The organism is Hymenobacter ruber (assembly GCF_054783255.1).
On sequence record NZ_BAAGQX010000002.1, the window covers coordinates 1,517,527 to 1,534,418 of the forward strand.

Sequence of the window (16,892 nt, forward strand, 5' to 3'; positions counted from 1 at the left end):
TGTTGGTAAGTGATAAACCGGCATGGGACATTACCAAAGGCCGTCCGAATCTGCGGTCCTACTTTTTGGACTGAGCCACAATCCATTCCCGGATGGTATCCTCCGCTTCGGGCGAGAAGTTGGGCTGGGGCTGGCCATTGATAACCGGCCACTTAGACGGGTCGGGCTGGAAGAGGTGATTTACGCCGACCAGCTTCTTGGCCGTCACGTTCTTGTTGTTTTTCAAGCCCTTGGTAAGGGCCGTCATGTTCGCGTCGGCGTTGATGGTGAGGTCGGAAGTACCGTTGAGCAACAGCACGGGGCAATTGACGGCCGGCAGCTTTTCCACCGGGTTGAACGCCAGAAAGTAACGGTAGCGAGCCGAAGTCATTTCGGCGGCGCTGGCCTGGGCCGTCGCGTTGTCGATGGCCGCATTGTTCTGCTTCAGCATGTTTGCCACAATGGCTTGGGCCTGAGCATTATCGGTGGTTTGGCGGATAATTTCGAGCATGGCCTGCTGGCGCTTGGTCGCGGCCTCAATCTGGGCCGTCTCGGTGCCCAGGGTACGCAGGGTGGTAGCCTGCTGCTGCACCACAATGTCGCGGCCGGGCAGGCCGTAAGCAGCCAGCGTTACCACGAAGGCGGGGGGCAGGGGCTGAGCTGCGGCCAGCAGGGCCACGTTGCCACCCTCGCCGTGGCCCACCAAGCCGAGGTGCGAAAGGTCGATTTCGGGGCGGGTGCGCAGGAAGTTGAGGCCGGCCTGGGCGTCGGTCACCAGGTCTTCGGTGGTGACGGCGGGGGTGCCGCCGGACTTGCCCACGCCGCGGTCGTCGAAGCGGAGCACGGCCACGCCGCGGCGGGTGAGGTAATCGGCCAGCTGACCCAGTGGGGCAAAGTCGCCCACGGTGCCGTCGCGGTCGTGCGGGCCGCTGTCGCTGAGCAGCACCACGGCCGGAAACGGCCCCGGGCCGGCCGGGATGGTGAGCATGCCACTGAGGCGGGCATTCACGGCGAGGTTGCTAAACGTGGCTTCCTCTTCGCGGTAGGGCGGGGTGAGGCGCACGTTTTTGGCGTTCATGGCGGGCAGGGCGCTGAAGGTGAGCGTCATCGGCACTTTGAAGCCAGGCGACTGCCAGGTACCGGCCATCTGCTTGCCATCGGCCGAGACACGGCCCACGAAGCGAGTGGCAGCTTCTTCAGCGTACAGGCGCACGGTGTCGCCTTTGATTTCGGTTTTCACGTTCATGCGGCTCACCTTCTGGAGCGGCACGTCGAGGGTGCAGAAATATTCGCCGCCGGTGAGTTTCACGAAGCGGAAGATGACTTCGAGCTGACCACCGGGCACTTTCAGCGGGCCTTTCCAAAGACCATCAAGGGGCGGCACCTCGGCTACCGCCACCGGAGCCGTCTGGGCCTGAGAAGTGGCGTGCGCAGAAATCGCCAGCACCACGCAGAAAAAGACACCGCTGACGAGACGAAGCGGACAGAACGTATTGGTTTTCATATTACTAAAAGACATCACAAAGCCCTGGGCCACCTCAAAGATATTCCGGGCGCATTACACCAGATGTAAAGTAGCAAAATAAATACCTTGCCAACATTACGCGCACGGGCCCGGACACAAAAAAAGCCTTCGTTTCGGCGTCGAAACGAAGGCTTTGCAAGGTGAAACCGGCTGGCTACAAGCCGAAGCTATAAGAGGCTTTGAGGTAGAAGAAGGCACCATTGGCCCCCATCTGCACCATCTGGTAGGGCAGGATGTCGTGGTCGTAGGGCAGGCTCACGTTTTGTTGGTGCTTGGCGGTGAGGTAGGCGTTGGCCGAGGCCCGGTCGTGGTTGTAGGGCGCGGGCACGCCGTCGGGCACGTGGCCATTGTCGGCAGCCGTTTCGATGTTATCGGGGCGCACGCTGAATATGTTGCGCGCGCCGGCCGCCAGCAGCAGGCCTTTCGAGGCGTGGTAGGTGAGCAGCAGGTCGGTGCTCGTTTTGGGCTTGAACACAAGGAAGAAAGCGCCTTCCTCAAAGCCGTCGAAGTTGAAATCATAAAACGACACCTGCCCGAAGCGGGTAACGCGCACCTGGCCGCCGAGTTTGTTGCCATCGTAGCCCAGTGTGCCGATAAGCTTGCTTTGGGGGCTACCCGTGGTGAGAAGCGACAACTCGCGCTGGCCAATGAAGTTGTTACCGGCAATGTTGTCATTCTGAATGCCCTGAAATGATTCGGGCACCTGGAGGCTGCGCAGGCTAGTGGCGTTGAAGTTGGCAGCGAGCGAAGCGTACAGGGTACCGCGGCTTACCGCCGCATGGTAGCGGGCCACCACGTCGAGGCCCTGGGTGCGGGTGTTGACGGCATTGGCAAAAAACTGCACGCTTTCGGTGTTGGCCGCTTTCAGGGCTTTGCCCAATGAGCTGGCCGTGGTGTCGCTGAACACATTGGTGAGGCTAATGCGGTTGTCGATGTCGATATTGTACAAATCGACGGAAAGCGACAGGTTCTTGGCAGGCTTCAGCACCAGGCCGGCGCTGAGGTTGCGCGAGGTTTCGGGGGCCAGGCGGCTAATGCCCGCCACCTGGGCAATGGCGCTCTGGTTGTTGAAAATGCCGGAATACGTGGTGCCAGTGGCTGTGGGCAGCAGCGTGAGCTGGCTATACACCTGCTGGGCCTGCGACGGCGCCCGGAAACCGGTGTTGTAGCCTGCCCGTAGGGCCAGCCAGTTGGTGAGCTGCACGCGGGTGTTGGCTTTGTAAATCAGTTTCGAGCCAAAGTCCGAATAGTTTTCGAAGCGCACGGCCCCGCCCAGGGTCCAGCGCTTCACCACGTCGGCCTCCACGTCAAGGAAACCGGCCACGTTCTGACGGCTGCCTTTGCCCGAGGCGGCCGAAGTGGGGTCGAAGCCGATGAAGCCCTGCGAGCCACCCGAGGCGCCGGCCGCGCCCTGGCCGTAGTCTTTCCAGGAATTTTCGTCGCCCGCGATGATTTTGTAAGCATCGGTCCGGAATTCGGTACCGAAGGCGACGTTGGTGCCTGCCAGCACGTTGCCAAACAAACGGCTCATGGTGGCGTTGGTCACGTACTGGTTGAGCTGCAGGCCGCCGGCCTCGAAGGTGGTGGGCGAAGCTGCGCCCAGCGAGGGGTTGAGCGTATTGCTCAGGTCGTACAGCATACGGTTGGCGGCGGCGCTCTGGCTCAGGTCAAGCGCCCAGCGGCCGAGCTGCAGGTCGAGGCCCAGTACGGCGGCCCCGTCGTTGATGCGGGTATTGATATCGGGCTGGTAACCCAGGCGGAAACCGTCGCGGTCCACCAGGTCGAGCGGGTTGGCGCTGGGCAGTACCCACGGGGCCACGGCCTGGCCGCGCCGGTAGTTATACGTGCCAAAGGAATAGAGCCGGGCGCTTTCGGAGAGGCGAATACCGGCGTTGTACACGGCGCGGTAGTTCATCATGCGGGCATCGCCGTTGCGCTGGCGGTAGTCGCGGCTGGTCTTGCCGTTGGCCAGCAGGAAGGAGTCTTCGCGGGCGGCCACGGACGAAAAGATGGGCCACGAATTCAGGTCGCGGCTGTAGCCGGGGCTGGTGGTGTAGTTGCGGTAGTCGGCTTCGCCGGTCACGTTCAGGAAACCTTGCCGGCCTAGTTTCAGCCCTTTGTTTACGCTGAGCGTCGTGTTGTAGCCAAAACCCGAGCTATTAATCCCGTTGTTGACCAGGACATTACCGCCGTGGTTGTCGCTTTTCAGGGTCAGGTTCATTACCCCGGCAATGGCATCGGACCCGTACTGGGCCGCGGCACCGTCGCGCAGGATTTCGACCCGGTCGAGGGCATTGGACGAGATGGTGTTGAGGTCGGTGGGCGAGCTGCCCAGGCCGCGGCTTCCCAGCAGGTTAATCAGGGCCGATGAGTGGCGGCGGTGGCCGTTCACCAGCACCAGCACCTGGTCGACCCCGAGGCCGCGCAGGTTGAAGCCGTCGACGTGGTCGGCCCCATCGGCCGAAGTTTCACGGTTGGAATTGAACGAGGGCACCACGTAATTCAGCAGCCGGGTGTTGTCGACGTAGGCGCCAGTGGTGGCCAGGTCGCGCATGTCAATCACATCCACGGGTGCCACGGCGTCCTGCTCGCTGCGGTCGGCGCGGCGCGTACCCACACCCACCAGGTCGGGCACGAGGTTGAATTGAAAGTCGGCGGGCTGCCCGCTCTTCAGAAATACATTATTGATAACCTGCGAGCGGAAACCCGGCTGGGTAATCTGCAAGGCGTAGGGGCCGCCCGACAGTAGGGTGTTCAGGTCGAAATGCCCTTGTAAATCGGTGGATGTGAACCGGCGAATTCCCGTGGGCAGGTGCAGGGCCGAGAGAGTAGCCCCCGTAAGCAGAGTGCCCTTGTCGGTGCGGATGGTGCCGACAATTTCGGCGGTCGCATCGGACTGGGCCCAAGCCTGTGGCAAGGTCGTGCAGCAAAGAAGAAAAGCAAGAGAAACTGTGAGTCGAGTTGATTTCATTAGAACGGAAAAGGGTGAAGGATATAACGATACCGGAAGGCATCAGCTACAAAACTCATCTCCGCACTGCTTATTCTTCAATTTTTTTCGCCGAATAGCCACTTTCACCCCGCGTAAAACATTTCTGGCCCGCTTAAACCTGCAGGATGTTACCCATCAGCAAATGCTGTTACTTCCCCCGGCAGCCAACCAGACCTTTGAAAATTCACACCCGTAGTATTGTCTATTCGCTCACAAATACCCGTTTCACGCGCTCACTCACGTTGGTGAGCAGTTCGTAGGCAATAGTGCCGATGCGACCGGCCAACTCCGGCAGCGGCAGCCCTTCGCCAAAAATCAGGGCGACATCGCCGGCCCGGGCGGCCGGAATGTTGGTCACGTCGACCATGCACATATCCATGCACACCGAACCTACCAATGGGGCCGGCTGGCCGTGGATGAGCACCGTGCCTGTGCCATTGCCGAAGCGGCGGTCATACCCATCGGCGTAGCCGATGGCCAGCGTGGCAATGCGGCGCTCGGCCGGGGCAGCGGTGCCCCGGCGGCCGTAGCCCACGGTGAAACCAGCGGGCAGGGTTTTGATTTGGGAAATGGTGGTGCGCAACTGGCTCGCGGGGCGTAGGGCGGCGGGGTCGGCGGTGTTGCTGGCGTCCACGCCGTAGAGGCCGATGCCGAGACGCACCATGTCGAACTGTGCCTCCGGGAAGCGCAGTATGCCAGCCGAATTCAGCGCGTGCTTGAGCACGGAATGGCCCAGGGCGGCTTCGAGCGTGGCCGTCATGCGGCGGAAAGCGGCCAACTGCTCGTGGGTGAAGTTGTCGTGGCCGGGCTCGTCGGCGGCGGCGAGGTGGGTCATCATGCTGGCCACGGGCAGGCGGGCGGCGTGCTGGCGCAGGCGGACGGCCAGGGCCGGCAGGTCGGCTTCGTCGAAGCCGAGGCGGCGCATCCCCGTATCAAGCTTGAGGTGAATTTTGGGAATGGGGAGACTGCTGTCGGCTGGTCCCGAGAAGGTGGCGAGGTACTCATCCAGCATCTCAAAGGAATAGATTTCGGGCTCCAGGCGGTAGCGGCGCAGGGCTTCGAAGGCATCGGGCGCGGCATTCATCACCATGATGGGCAGGCTGATGCCGGCTTCGCGCAGGGCCACGCCTTCGTCGGCGTAGGCCACGGCGAGGTAGTCGGCGCGCTGGAATTCGAGCAGGCTGGCCACTTCGTAGGAGCCCGCGCCGTAGGCGAAAGCCTTCACCATTACCATAAGTTTGGTGCCCGGCTGGAGCTGGCGGCGGTAGTGCTGCAGGTTGTGGCTGAGGGCGTCGAGGTTGACTTCGAGCACGGTGCCGTGCTGCTGGGCCTGCAAGGCGGCCACAATGCGCTCGAAGCCAAAGCGCCGCGCCCCTTTGATGAGGATGGTTTCGTGGGCGAAATCGGTGGGATTGAGCTGGGCCAGGAAGGCTTCGGTGGTGGGATAGAATTGAGTTAGGAGTTGAGAGCTAGGAGTCAGGAGTTGGTTGGACGGGTCATTAGAATCTAATTCCGCTGCACCAATTCCTAACTCTTCACTCTTCACTCTTAACTGGGAAATCTCTTCCCCGATGCCTACCAGCCGGCTCACGCCGGCCGCCGGCAGCAGGGCGGCCACGCGGGCATACAGCTCCGGGCTGCTCAGGCCGGATTCCAGCACATCGCTGAGAATGAGGGTGCGGCGGCCGGGGCGGCTCTGTCGGGCCAGGGCATTGAGGGCCAGGGCCAGGCCGGCGAGGTCGTTGTTGTACGTATCGTCGAGCAGGTAGGAATCGTGGCGGCCCAGTTTCATTTCCAGGCGCATGGCCACGGGGTGCAGGCGCAGCAGGCGGCGCTGAATCTCGGCCGGCTCTACCGGCCGGTGCAGCAGCACCGCCAGGCAGTGCAGCGCGTTTTCGAGGGAAGGCTCGTCGGCGAAGGGCAGTGTGAAGGCAGCGCTGAGGCCGGTGGCCGGATAATCAACGTGCAGGCGGGTGGCGTGGGCCGGGCTGGCTTCGGTAGTGAAGCGCAGGTCGGCGGGCTGCGCTGGCAAGCGCGTCCAGCAGAAGCCGGGCAGGTGCAGGGCAGCCACGGCGGTGCGCACCTGGGGCTGGTCGGCACAGTAAAAAAGCCGCTGAAACCCCGGGCCTTGAAACAATTGCAGCTTCTCGTGCAGCTTCTGTTCCTCGGAGACAAAACCGGCATCGTGGGCCGTGCCGAGGTTGGTGAAAATGCCCTCCGTGGGCCGGATGATTTTCGCCAGCTGCGCCATCTCCCCTACTTCCGAAATGCCGGCTTCAAAAATCCCCAGTGTATGACGCTCGGGGTTCAACTCCCACACACTCAGCGGCACACCTACCTGCGAGTTGTAGGAGCGCGGCGAGCGGCAGATGTCCTCGTCGGGGCTCAGCAGCTGGGCCAGCCATTCCTTCACAATGGTCTTGCCGTTGGAACCCGTGATGCCGATGACCGGGCCGGCAAACCCGGCCCGGTGCGCCGCGGCCAGCGCCTGCAGGGCCGCCAGCGGGCTGGCCACGGCCAGAATACCGGCCCCGGCATACGCGGCCAGGCCGCCGGGCAGCGCCGCGCTTTCTTCCACCACAAACAGGCGCACGCCCTGGGCGTAGAGGTCGGGCAGGTAGCGGTGGCCGTTGTGACTGGGGCCGCGCAGGGCGAAGAACACGGCCCCGGCGGGCAAGCCCACGCGGCGGCTATCGAGCAGCAGGTGACGCACTTCGGCCGTGGCATCGGCGGGGGCTTGCAGCAGGCGGCCGGGGACGAGGGCGGGCAGGTCGAGGAAACGGGGGAAGAGCATGATGGCGCAAAGGTCCGGCAAAAAACGGCGTTGCGTTTCAACGCCTGGGAGTTTCGGCCGGCCGTGGAGCAACCCCGCAAGTGGGTGCCGCATCTGCTGCTTAAGCAACATTCCGCAGCCGGGATTGGCGAGGTTTCGGCAATAATGTGTAAATCGAACACACTTTCTTCACATTCACACCTTTTTACCTATGAGACAGTTAAATATCCTTCGCTTTGGCTGGCAATGGGCCCCGGCCGTTGCGATGGTCCTGAGCGCGTGCAGCCACCAAGCCACGTCGGTGGTCACGGCCCCGGCGACCGGCCCCGCTACCAGCGTGGCTACCCCACCGCCCGCGGCAGCCAGCCCGGCCTTCCAGATTCCGGTGGAGTACTACACCTTGCCGAACGGGCTGCGGGTGGTGCTCTCGCCCGACCACACCGCGCCCACGGCCACCGTGGCGGCCTACTACGCGGTAGGCTTCCGCACCGAGCCGCGCAACCGCACGGGCTTTGCGCATTTGTTTGAACACCTGATGTTTCAGGGTTCGCAAAATCTGGGCAAGGCCGAGTTTATTCAGCTCATTCAGAAGAACGGCGGGGCGCTGAACGGCTCGACGCGGTTCGATTTTACCAACTATTACGAGGTGGTGCCCAGCAACAAGCTCGAAACCATTTTGTGGGCCGAGGCCGACCGGATGCGCGGCCTGGCCATCAACCAAAGCAACCTCACCAACCAGCAGGGCGTGGTGAAAAGCGAGGTGCGCGTGAACGTGCTCAACCAGCCCTACGGCAGCTTCCCGTGGATTGACATGCCCATGAAGGCCAACAAAAACTGGAACAACGCCCACAATTTCTACGGGGATATGAAGGACCTGGACGCCGCTAACCTGGCCGATACCAAGACCTTCTTCAAGACCTACTACGCCCCCAACAACGCCGTACTGGCCGTGGTGGGCGACTTCGAGCCCGCCGAAGCCAAGGCCTGGGTGGCGAAATACTACGGCAACATCCCCAGCGCCCCGCAGCCGCCCAAGCCCGACCTCACGGAGCCGCGCCAGGAGCAGGAGCAGCGCTTTGCGCAAGACGACAAGCTGGCCACCAAGCCCGCTCTGGCCTTCGCCTACCACATGCCCGAGCGCAACACGCCCGAGTATTACGCCATGATAATGCTGGACCAGATTCTGCTGCAGGGCAACGACAGCCGCCTCTACCAGGCGCTGGTGCAGAAGCGCGGCTACTCCGACGCCGTGAGCGGCGGCATCAATTCCGACCTCGGCAACCAGTTCAACTACAACGGCCCGATGCTGTGGATGGGCAGCCTGATTTACGACCCCACCGTGCAGGCCGACTCGGTGGTGCGGGTGCTCGACCAGGAAGTCGGCAAGCTGGCGAAGAATGGCATCGACCAACCCACGTTGGACCTGGCAATGGTGAAAATCCGCTCCGCGTTCTATGACCAGATGAGCGGCTCGACCAACTTCGGGCGGGCCGATTTGCTGGCGGTGTTTGCACTGTTCGACAACGACCCGGCGCGCATCAACCGCCTCGAAGCCGAATTCCGCAAGGTGACGCCCGAGCTGATGCAGAAAACCATCCGCGAATACCTGCGCCCCGGCAACCGCACCATCCTCACCGTCAACCCACTGGCCAAGAGCTAGCCTTCCCTCCCATCGCCATGAACAAGCTATTTATCGGGCTGCTCGGTGCGGCCCTCGTTGCCAGCGGTGCGCCAGGGGCGCAGGCCCAGCAAGCTCCCGCCAAGCCCAAAGCCTCGGCTAAGCCCACCACTACACGCGCTGCCAGCGTGGCCAAGGCCGTGGCCGTGGCCAACACGCCGACCGCCCCCAAAGAAACCCCACCCGAAGGCAGCGCCCCCCGCGACTTTGCCCTGCCCGCCAAAGAAGACTTCACCCTGGATAACGGCCTGAAAGCCCGGCTGGTGCCCTACGGCCAGGTGCCCAAAGTGACCATGATGGTGGCCATTCAGGCGGGCAACGTGCACGAGGGAGCCAACGAAGTGGCCTTGGCCGACCTGCTGGCCAAGCTGCTGCAGGAAGGCACGCCCACCATGACGGCTACCCAGCTGGCCGAGAAAATGGCCCGCATGGGCGGCTCGCTCTACATCTCGGCGGGCGCCGACCAAACCACGCTGCAGGCTTCCTGCCTGAGCGAATATGCGCCGCAGCTAGCCACCTTGCTGGCGGAGGTGGTGATGCACCCCACGTTGCCGGCCTCGGAGCTGCCCCGCCTCAAAACCGACCTGAAGCGGCAGATGAACCTGGCCCGCGCCCAGCCTAGCACCCAGGCCCGCCAGAAGTTTTCGGCCGCCATCTACGGCAGCCACCCCTACGGCCGGCCCCTGCCCACCGATGCTCAGCTCGATGCCCTGACCCTGGAACAGGTGCAGAATTTTTACCAAAAGCAGTACGGTGCCCAGCGCACCAGTGTGTACGCGGCCGGGCTGTTTGATGCGCCGGCGCTGCGCCAGGCCATCAGCAGCGCCTGGAAGGATTTTACGAAGGGGCCGGCTCCACTTATCGAAGTGGCCAAGCCGCTGACCAGAGGCGACATTCTTACCCAGGACCGGCCCAGCGCACCGCAGTCGACCATTGTGGTGGGCCTGCCCGCCGCCGACCCCACCAGCCCCGACTACATCCGTCTGCGGGTGACGAACTCGCTGCTCGGCGGCTCGTTTGGCTCGCGCATCACGCGCAACATCCGGGAGGACAAGGGCTACACTTACTCGCCCTACAGCTACCTCGAAACCCACTACCACACCGGCAACTGGAGCGAAAACGCTGACGTGACCACCGCCGACACTTACAATTCGCTGCGTGAAATCATGAACGAAGTGGAGCGCCTGCAAAAAACGCCGCCCACCGAAGCCGAGCTCAAAGGCATTCAGAATTACGAGAGCGGCATGTTCGTGCTCCGCAATTCCAGTCCCGGCGGCATCATCAGCCAGCTCAACAACCTCGACCTGCAGGGCCTGCCCGACAGCTTCCTCACCGAGCAGGTGCAGAACATCAACGCCGTGACGCCCCAGCAGGTGAGCGCCACCGCCCGCAAATACATCCGCCCCGAAGCCATGACCGTGGTGGTAGTGGGCGATAAAAAGCAGGTTGACCCGCAGCTAAAGAAGTTTCAGGCCGAGCGTAAAAAGCCGCTGTAGATTATTGATTGCTAAATCAATAACACCTCACGACCAGGCTGTTATCCGTGCGTAGTGCTAAACATTAGAAAGGCCGCTTCGATTGCTCGAAGCGGCCTTTCTAATGTTTAGGGATAGAATGCTGCTGGTGGCGACTTGATTATCAATACGTTTTTTCAACTATTGCGGAAAATTGTTCGTTGTCAATTTAGTCGGCAAGCCGAACAACTCCGTTTTACGTAACTACTTATAATTCGCAAGCCCGTAGTGACGTTCCTCTCCTAGCCCGGTTTTTGCGAGCCGGCCTTCCTTTCCGTTCCTTTCCGCCAATTCTATAATGCCTGCCTCAGCCGCACGCCTGCTGCTGCTATTCCTGTGGCTGTTCCTCACTGGCTGGGGGCCGTGTGCACATGCCCAAACCCCGGCTACCGATAGCCTGCGGCGCATCCTGGCGCATGCTCCGCCTGACTCGACCCGGGTGCTGTTGCTGTTGGAGCTGGGCCGCACCTACCGGGCTTCGCGGCCCGATTCGACAATGTTCCTGGCCCAGGAGGCCTGGCAGCTGGCGCGACAGCTAAATTTCGACAAAGGCCGCGGCCGTGCCCAGGGCATGATTGGCATGGTGCTGCGCGAGCGCGGCGAACTGCCCAAGGCCTACGCCAATCAATTGATTGCCATTCAGCTCAGCCGCCAAAGCCACGACCCCGAGGGCGAAGCCTACAACCTGAACGGCTTGGGCAATATCAGCCTCGACCTGCGCCAGTACCCGCAAGCCATTGGCTACTACCGCGCTTCGGAGGAGCTGTACCGCCGCCTGCACCGGCTGCCGTGGGTGGCGGGTACCCTCACCAACCTGGGCAGCTGCTACGAGAAGCTCAACCAGCTCGATTCGGCGCTGGCCCTGCAGCAGCGGGCCGAAACGCTTATTACCCAAAACCGGCGGCCCCAGCTGGCCGTGGCGTTGGCACTCCGCAACATGGGCGTGGTGCAGGCCCGCCTGGGCCACTATCCGGAAGCATTCGCCTACTACCGCCGGGCTTTGCACGAAACGCAGGCCACCAACGACCTGCGCAACCGAGCCATGGCGCACTACCACATGGCCCTGCTGTTTGAGCAGCTGCACCAGCCCGATTCGAGCCTCCAGCACGCCCGCGACGCCTTGCGCCAGGCCCAGGCCGTGTCGTACCGCCTCACGGTGATGGACGCTGGAGCGCTGCTGGCGCGGCTGTACCAGGCCCGCCACCGCCCCGACAGCGCTTTTTATTACCAGAGCCTGGCCGGGGTGGCGCGCGACAGCCTTTTTGGCCCCGAGAAATTCCGGCAGCTGGAATTACTGGCCTTTACCGAGCAGCAGCAGCAGCTCCGGCAGCGGGCGGCGCAGGAGCAGCAAACGGCCAACTACCAGCGAGCCGGCCTGTTGGCCCTGTTGGGCGTTCTGCTCACGGTGGCGCTGCTATTGGGCTGGGCCAACCGCCGCCAGCGCCGCGCCAACCGCCTCCTAAACGAGCGCAACGCCCAGATTGAAGCCCAGCGCAATGCCCTGGACGAGGCCCTGACCGAAGTGCGCGCCATTCAGGCGCAGCTGGTGGCGGCCGAGAAATGGGCTTTCGTGGGGGAGCTTTCGGCTGGCATTGCCAATGAATTGCAGAATCCGTTGGCCTTCATGCGCAAGTTTGCCGACGTGAGCGTGGGCCTGCTCGACCAAGACGGCGCCACTCCGCCGGATGGCCTGGAGCAGCAAATACTGGACGGTCTAAAACAGAACCTGCACGAAATCAGCGCGCACGGGCAGCGTGCCTCGGCCATCATCGCCGATATGCTGGCGCACGCCCGCCCCGGCCCCCGGCAGCCCGTGCCCACCGACCTCAACGCCCTGGTGGCCGAAAACCTGCGCCTGGCTTACCAGAGCGCGCCAGACCAGCACCTCACGCCCGCCGTGGAGTTGGAAACGCACTTCGATGCGGCCGTGGGCACCGTGGCTACTGTGCCGCAGGAACTGGGCCGGGCGCTGCTGAACCTGTTCACGAATGCCTTTTATGCGGTGCGGCAGCACCAGCAGGCCAGCGGCCCCGGGTTTCAGCCGCAGGTGAGCGTGCGAACGCACCGCGCAAGCGAATGGATTGAAATTGAGGTGCATGACAACGGCTTCGGCATCCCAGCCAACGTGGCGGAACGGGTGTTCCAGCCGTTCTTCACCACCAAACCGGCCGGCGACGGCACGGGCCTGGGGCTGTCGCTGGCTTATGATATTGTTACAAAAGGCCACGCGGGCACGCTGACCGTCGAAACGCAGGAGGGAAAATTCACCCGGTTCACGGTGCGCCTGCCGGCCTAACTTTGCCGGCTCTGCTTGTCACCGCCCGCAATGAAATTGTCCCGAGTTGTTTTTGGTTTGCTGACGGCCGCGCTGCTCACCGCCTGCGCCCGCCGCCCCACCAAGCTGGAAATTTATGACGTCGTCATCAACCACGTAACCGTCGTGGACGTGCGCACGGGCCAGCTCACGCCTAACCAGGTGGTGGCCATTGCGAAGGGTAAAATCGTGAGCGTGCAGCTGGCCGACAAAGACAGCTACGCCGCCCGGCAATACGTAAACGGCAACGGCCGCTACCTGATACCCGGCCTGTGGGACATGCACGTGCATTTCCGGGGCGGCGACAGCCTGGCCGCGGCTAATAAAAAGAGCCTGACCCTGTTCCTGGCCCACGGCATCACCACGGTGCGCGACGCGGGCGGCGACCTCACGCCCAGTATTTTCCAGTGGCGGCGCGACATGGACGCGGGCCGGCTGGCCGGGCCGCGCATTTTTACCTCCGGCCCCAAGATTGACGGCCCCGGCGCCTACTGGCCGGGCTCATTGGAAGTCGAAACCAAAGCCCAAATCAGCAAGGCGCTCGACTCGTTGCAGCGGCTGAAGGTGGACTACGTGAAGATTTACGACAGCAAGATTTCGGGCGCGGCCTACCTCGAAACCATCCGGCAGGCCCAGCGGCACGGCCTGAAAACCACCGGCCACATGCCCTACTCCGTGAAGCTGAGCGACGCCGTGAAGTGCGGCCTTGATGCGACTGAGCACCTCTATTACGTGTTCAAGGCCTGCTCCAGTAAGGAGGACAGCCTCACCGCACTGGTGCGCAACAGCGTGGGCACCAGCAAACCGCTGGGTCTGTTTGCCACGCTACCGGCCGTATACGACACCTACAGCCCGGCCGCCGCCGCTCGCATATTCGCCCTCATGGCCAAGCGTCACACCGCCGCCGTGCCCACGCTCTACATTGGCAAAACGCTCACCGAGCTGCCCGAAAATGACCATGCCCGCGACACTTTATTGGCATATATCGACCCCAAAATTCAGGCCACCTACCAGCGCCGCCTCACCAATGCCCGCGTGCAGTCGCTGGCCAGCCAGAATTTCAGCAAGAACCTGGAAGCCAAATTCATGAGCATGGTTCCGGCCATGCAGGCGGCCGGCGTCACGCTACTAGCCGGCTCCGATAGCGGCCCGTTCAACTCCTTCATCTACCCCGGGGCCTCGCTTCAGGAAGAGGTGATTTTGCTGGTGAAAGCCGGCCTCACGCCCCTCCAGGCGCTGCAGTGCACCACCCTCAACGGGGCCCGTTTCATGGGCGTGGCCGAGCAAACCGTGGCCATTGCCCCCGGCAAAGACGCCGACCTGGTGCTCCTGACCGCCAACCCGCTGGAAGATATTGCCAACATCAAAAAAATAGACGCCGTGATTTCGCGCGGCAAAGCCTACCCGGCTGCCGCCTTAGCGAACATGATGCGCGCCATCCGCAACCACTAGAAACCCACGCCTATCCGCACGCCCGTGCCCAGCCGCTCGCCACTTTGCAGGGCGGTGTAGAAATCCACCCGCAGCACTTTGAGGATGTGCTCCACGCCCGCGCCCAGCTCCACGTAGTGGCCGGCCTGGGCGGTGGTGAGGTAGTTGAGCGACACGACCTCCTGCCATTTCAGCTTGCGAAAGAGCGGGACTTTGTTGAAAATAAAGCCGTTGAAGTGGTGGTCGTAGTGGGCTTCGAGGTAGGTGTTGTTGGTGCTGAAGCGGTAGTAGTCGAGCAGCTGGTAGTTGCTGAAGTTGCCGCTCAGGATGGTTTGGTTGCCGGAAAAGTGGCGGTAGTCGATAAAGGTCATCCCCTCCTGCTTGCCCACGAAGCCGCCTACGTTCACGCGGAAGTTACTGGTACCCAATAGCCCCAGCGGCACGGCATCGCGCACGCCGGCTTGCAGCAGCAGGTAGCGCACATCGGCCCCCAGCGCGTGCGGGATGGCCAGCCGGCCCTGCACATTGAAGGTGGGCCATTTTGAGCCGAGGTTGAACCGGCCATCGGGTCGGCTGATGTAGCGCTGGCCGGGCTTGAAATCGGCCGACAGGGCCACGGTGAGGATGCGGCTGCGGCCGAAGCCGGTATTGGGCAGCTCGTCGCTCACGGGTTTGTTGGGAGTGAAGGCGCGGCCGGGTACGTCGTGCAGCAGGCGGTCGGTGGTGTTGTACAGCTCGTGGCGGTCGAAGTAGGCGGCGGTGGTAAGTAGCGTGAGGCCCGTCAGCGGCTCGGTGAGGTAGCTCAACTCGGCCCCGTCGCGGCGGTAGAGCTTGGCGTAGTTGCGGTTATCCAACAGCGTGTAGAGTGTGTTGATAAGCGGCGTCACCTGCGAGTTCTTATCGAAATTCTCGATGGTTCGGCCGGCTTTCAGGCCAATTTGCTGGCGGCGGGCCGGGTGCAGCTGCCAGCTGGCCTCCAGGCTGGGGTTCAGCTCGGTGCTGCTGAAACCGTAGCGCAGCACCGGCGTGATGCTGAGATTCCGTCGGTCGTCGGTGCGCTTCCTGAAGGTGGCCTGGGCATTGAGCACGGCCCCTTCCACGGTGTTGTACTGGAAAATCTGCGACACCGGCAGCACGTAGAACGACGTTTTCTTGAAGCTATTGACGTGCGTGTAGCCGCCCAGCAGCAGGCTGATGGGTTCGAACTCATTACGCTTGCGGTCCATCGAATCCTGGTAGGGGCGCGAGCGGCGGATAACCTCGGTGCTGTCTTTGACGCGGTAATCCTTCTGTTCCTCGGCCGTGAGGGGCACCGGGCGCACGGCGTCCCAGTAGGCCGAGTCGCGCTCGTTCACGCCTTTTTCCACCAGTTGCACCTCGCCGCGCGGCATCTGGGCGAAGACGTCGTTTTTGAGCGAGTCGCGCTGGGCCTGCTTCACTTTTTTGCGCACCTGGGCGTTGAGGCCGCGCAGGTCAGGCTTGCGCTTGCGGATTTGGGCGGCGGTTTCCTGACCCACGGGCGCGTTTTTGCCCTCGGCCACCACGGGCGGCGCGGCCTTGGGTTCGGGCGGCGTGGGGTAGGTGGGCACCACGTTGGCGTAGTTGGAAAGCACGGCCGTGATGTAGCCGGAGCCTTTGAAACCCAGACCCGACAGATTAGCCGTAACCTGCTGCGACTGAATGAGCCAGACGTTGGGATTGCCGGGCGCGGGCGCGTACTGCTGGGCCAGGTGCAGCTCGTCCACGTAGTCAAGCTGGGCATCTTTATCGAGGTGTAAATCGACGGAATGAATGCGCCACGAGCCGTCCACGATGTAGATATAGCCCGCGAAAACGGGGTCTGTCCGGCGGCGCGGCAGCACCCGAATTTTGTGCACCAGCACGCCACCCTGCGGCGTGCTGCCCACCAGCTCGTACTTGTAGAACAGCATGGCATTGCCGGCGATGGGCGACACAAACCCACGCTCCGAAAACCCCGGATTTATCAGGTTCTCATAGAAGCTCAGGTTGCGTCCCGCGCTGGCTCGGTTGAAGCTGATGCCCCGCGAGTCGCCGCTGATGCGACTCGACAACATCTTTTCCTTCACGATATTGGGCTGCGTGAAGCTGAAATCGGACACGGTTTCGGAGAGGTAGAAAATACCTTTCTTGATGTCCGGCCCCAGCTTGAACAGGCCCATGATTTTGGCCGGCGTGTCGGTGATGCGGCCCAGGGCTTTGATGTAGATGCGGGCGCGGTAGGCGGCCACTTCACGCTTGTGGTAGGCCCGCCACTGCTGCGCCTCCTGGATGATGGCGTAGGCCGGGTCGCGGTCGGAGGATTTCACCAGCACCTCGCCCAGGTTGTAGGCCTCGGGCTGCAGCGTGACGTTGACGGTAAGCGTGGAGTCGCCGCCCGGCACACGCACGGGCTCGATGTGCTGCTTGTAGCCCACGTACTGGAACACCAGTTCGTACTGCCCGGCCGGCAGCCGCAGCTGGAACTGGCCCTGCTCGTTGGCGCCGGTGCTGGTGGCCGCGCCGCGCACGGCCACGTTGGCGAAGGCCAGGCCGGCCTTATCCGCCCCGCTCACCGTACCCCGGATAACGCCGGCGCGGCTCAGAACCGGCCAGCAGCCCAGCAAGAAGGCGAATATAACCCAACGAAACAGTGTGCGTGACATACAGCGGGCAAAAGGCAGAAAAA

At 62.8% G+C, this 16,892-nt stretch carries 8 protein-coding genes; 4 read left to right on the forward strand and 4 right to left on the reverse strand.

The genetic code is table 11. The annotated features are described in order from the left end of the window. Window positions 1–58: 58 nt before the first annotated feature. The 3 genes from ACYVM5_RS06975 to ACYVM5_RS06985 all read right to left on the reverse strand — a co-directional run bounded on the left by ACYVM5_RS06975 (window position 59) and on the right by ACYVM5_RS06985 (window position 7,290). Window positions 59–1,483, reverse strand: coding sequence for an alpha/beta hydrolase family protein (locus ACYVM5_RS06975; protein ID WP_460617402.1), 1,425 nt, complete (start codon window positions 1,481–1,483; stop codon window positions 59–61). 175 nt (window positions 1,484–1,658) lie between these two features. Further along, on the reverse strand, window positions 1,659–4,421 hold the full coding sequence (locus ACYVM5_RS06980; RefSeq protein WP_460617403.1) for a TonB-dependent receptor: 2,763 nt from the start codon (window positions 4,419–4,421) through the stop codon (window positions 1,659–1,661). A gap of 277 nt (window positions 4,422–4,698) precedes the next feature. Then, window positions 4,699–7,290 carry a type III PLP-dependent enzyme domain-containing protein gene (locus ACYVM5_RS06985; RefSeq protein ID WP_460617404.1) on the reverse strand — a complete coding sequence of 864 codons (2,592 nt, stop codon included), beginning with the start codon at window positions 7,288–7,290 and terminating at the stop codon, window positions 4,699–4,701. Window positions 7,291–7,480: 190 nt separating this feature from the next. Between ACYVM5_RS06985 and ACYVM5_RS06990 the strand changes: the two genes are divergently transcribed. From ACYVM5_RS06990 to ACYVM5_RS07005, 4 genes are all read left to right on the forward strand, one after another. Further along, on the forward strand, window positions 7,481–8,929 hold the full coding sequence (locus ACYVM5_RS06990) for a M16 family metallopeptidase (protein WP_460617405.1): 1,449 nt from the start codon (window positions 7,481–7,483) through the stop codon (window positions 8,927–8,929). Window positions 8,930–8,946: 17 nt separating this feature from the next. Further along, window positions 8,947–10,443 carry a M16 family metallopeptidase gene (locus ACYVM5_RS06995; RefSeq protein WP_460617406.1) on the forward strand — a complete coding sequence of 499 codons (1,497 nt, stop codon included), beginning with the start codon at window positions 8,947–8,949 and terminating at the stop codon, window positions 10,441–10,443. 316 nt (window positions 10,444–10,759) lie between these two features. Beyond that, window positions 10,760–12,757 (forward strand): tetratricopeptide repeat protein, encoded by a 1,998-nt coding sequence (locus ACYVM5_RS07000; protein ID WP_460617407.1) that lies wholly within the window; start codon window positions 10,760–10,762, stop codon window positions 12,755–12,757. A 30-nt stretch (window positions 12,758–12,787) separates the two neighbouring features. After that, the gene (locus ACYVM5_RS07005; RefSeq protein ID WP_460617408.1) at window positions 12,788–14,227 is read left to right on the forward strand and encodes an amidohydrolase family protein; all 1,440 of its coding nucleotides are present in this window, start codon (window positions 12,788–12,790) and stop codon (window positions 14,225–14,227) included. On the opposite strand, the gene ACYVM5_RS07010 is transcribed toward ACYVM5_RS07005, so the two are convergent. Beyond that, the gene (locus ACYVM5_RS07010; RefSeq protein WP_460617409.1) at window positions 14,224–16,869 is read right to left on the reverse strand and encodes a DUF5686 and carboxypeptidase regulatory-like domain-containing protein; all 2,646 of its coding nucleotides are present in this window, start codon (window positions 16,867–16,869) and stop codon (window positions 14,224–14,226) included. The two genes, ACYVM5_RS07005 and ACYVM5_RS07010, sit on opposite strands and share 4 nt — an antisense overlap. Window positions 16,870–16,892 lie beyond the last annotated feature (23 nt).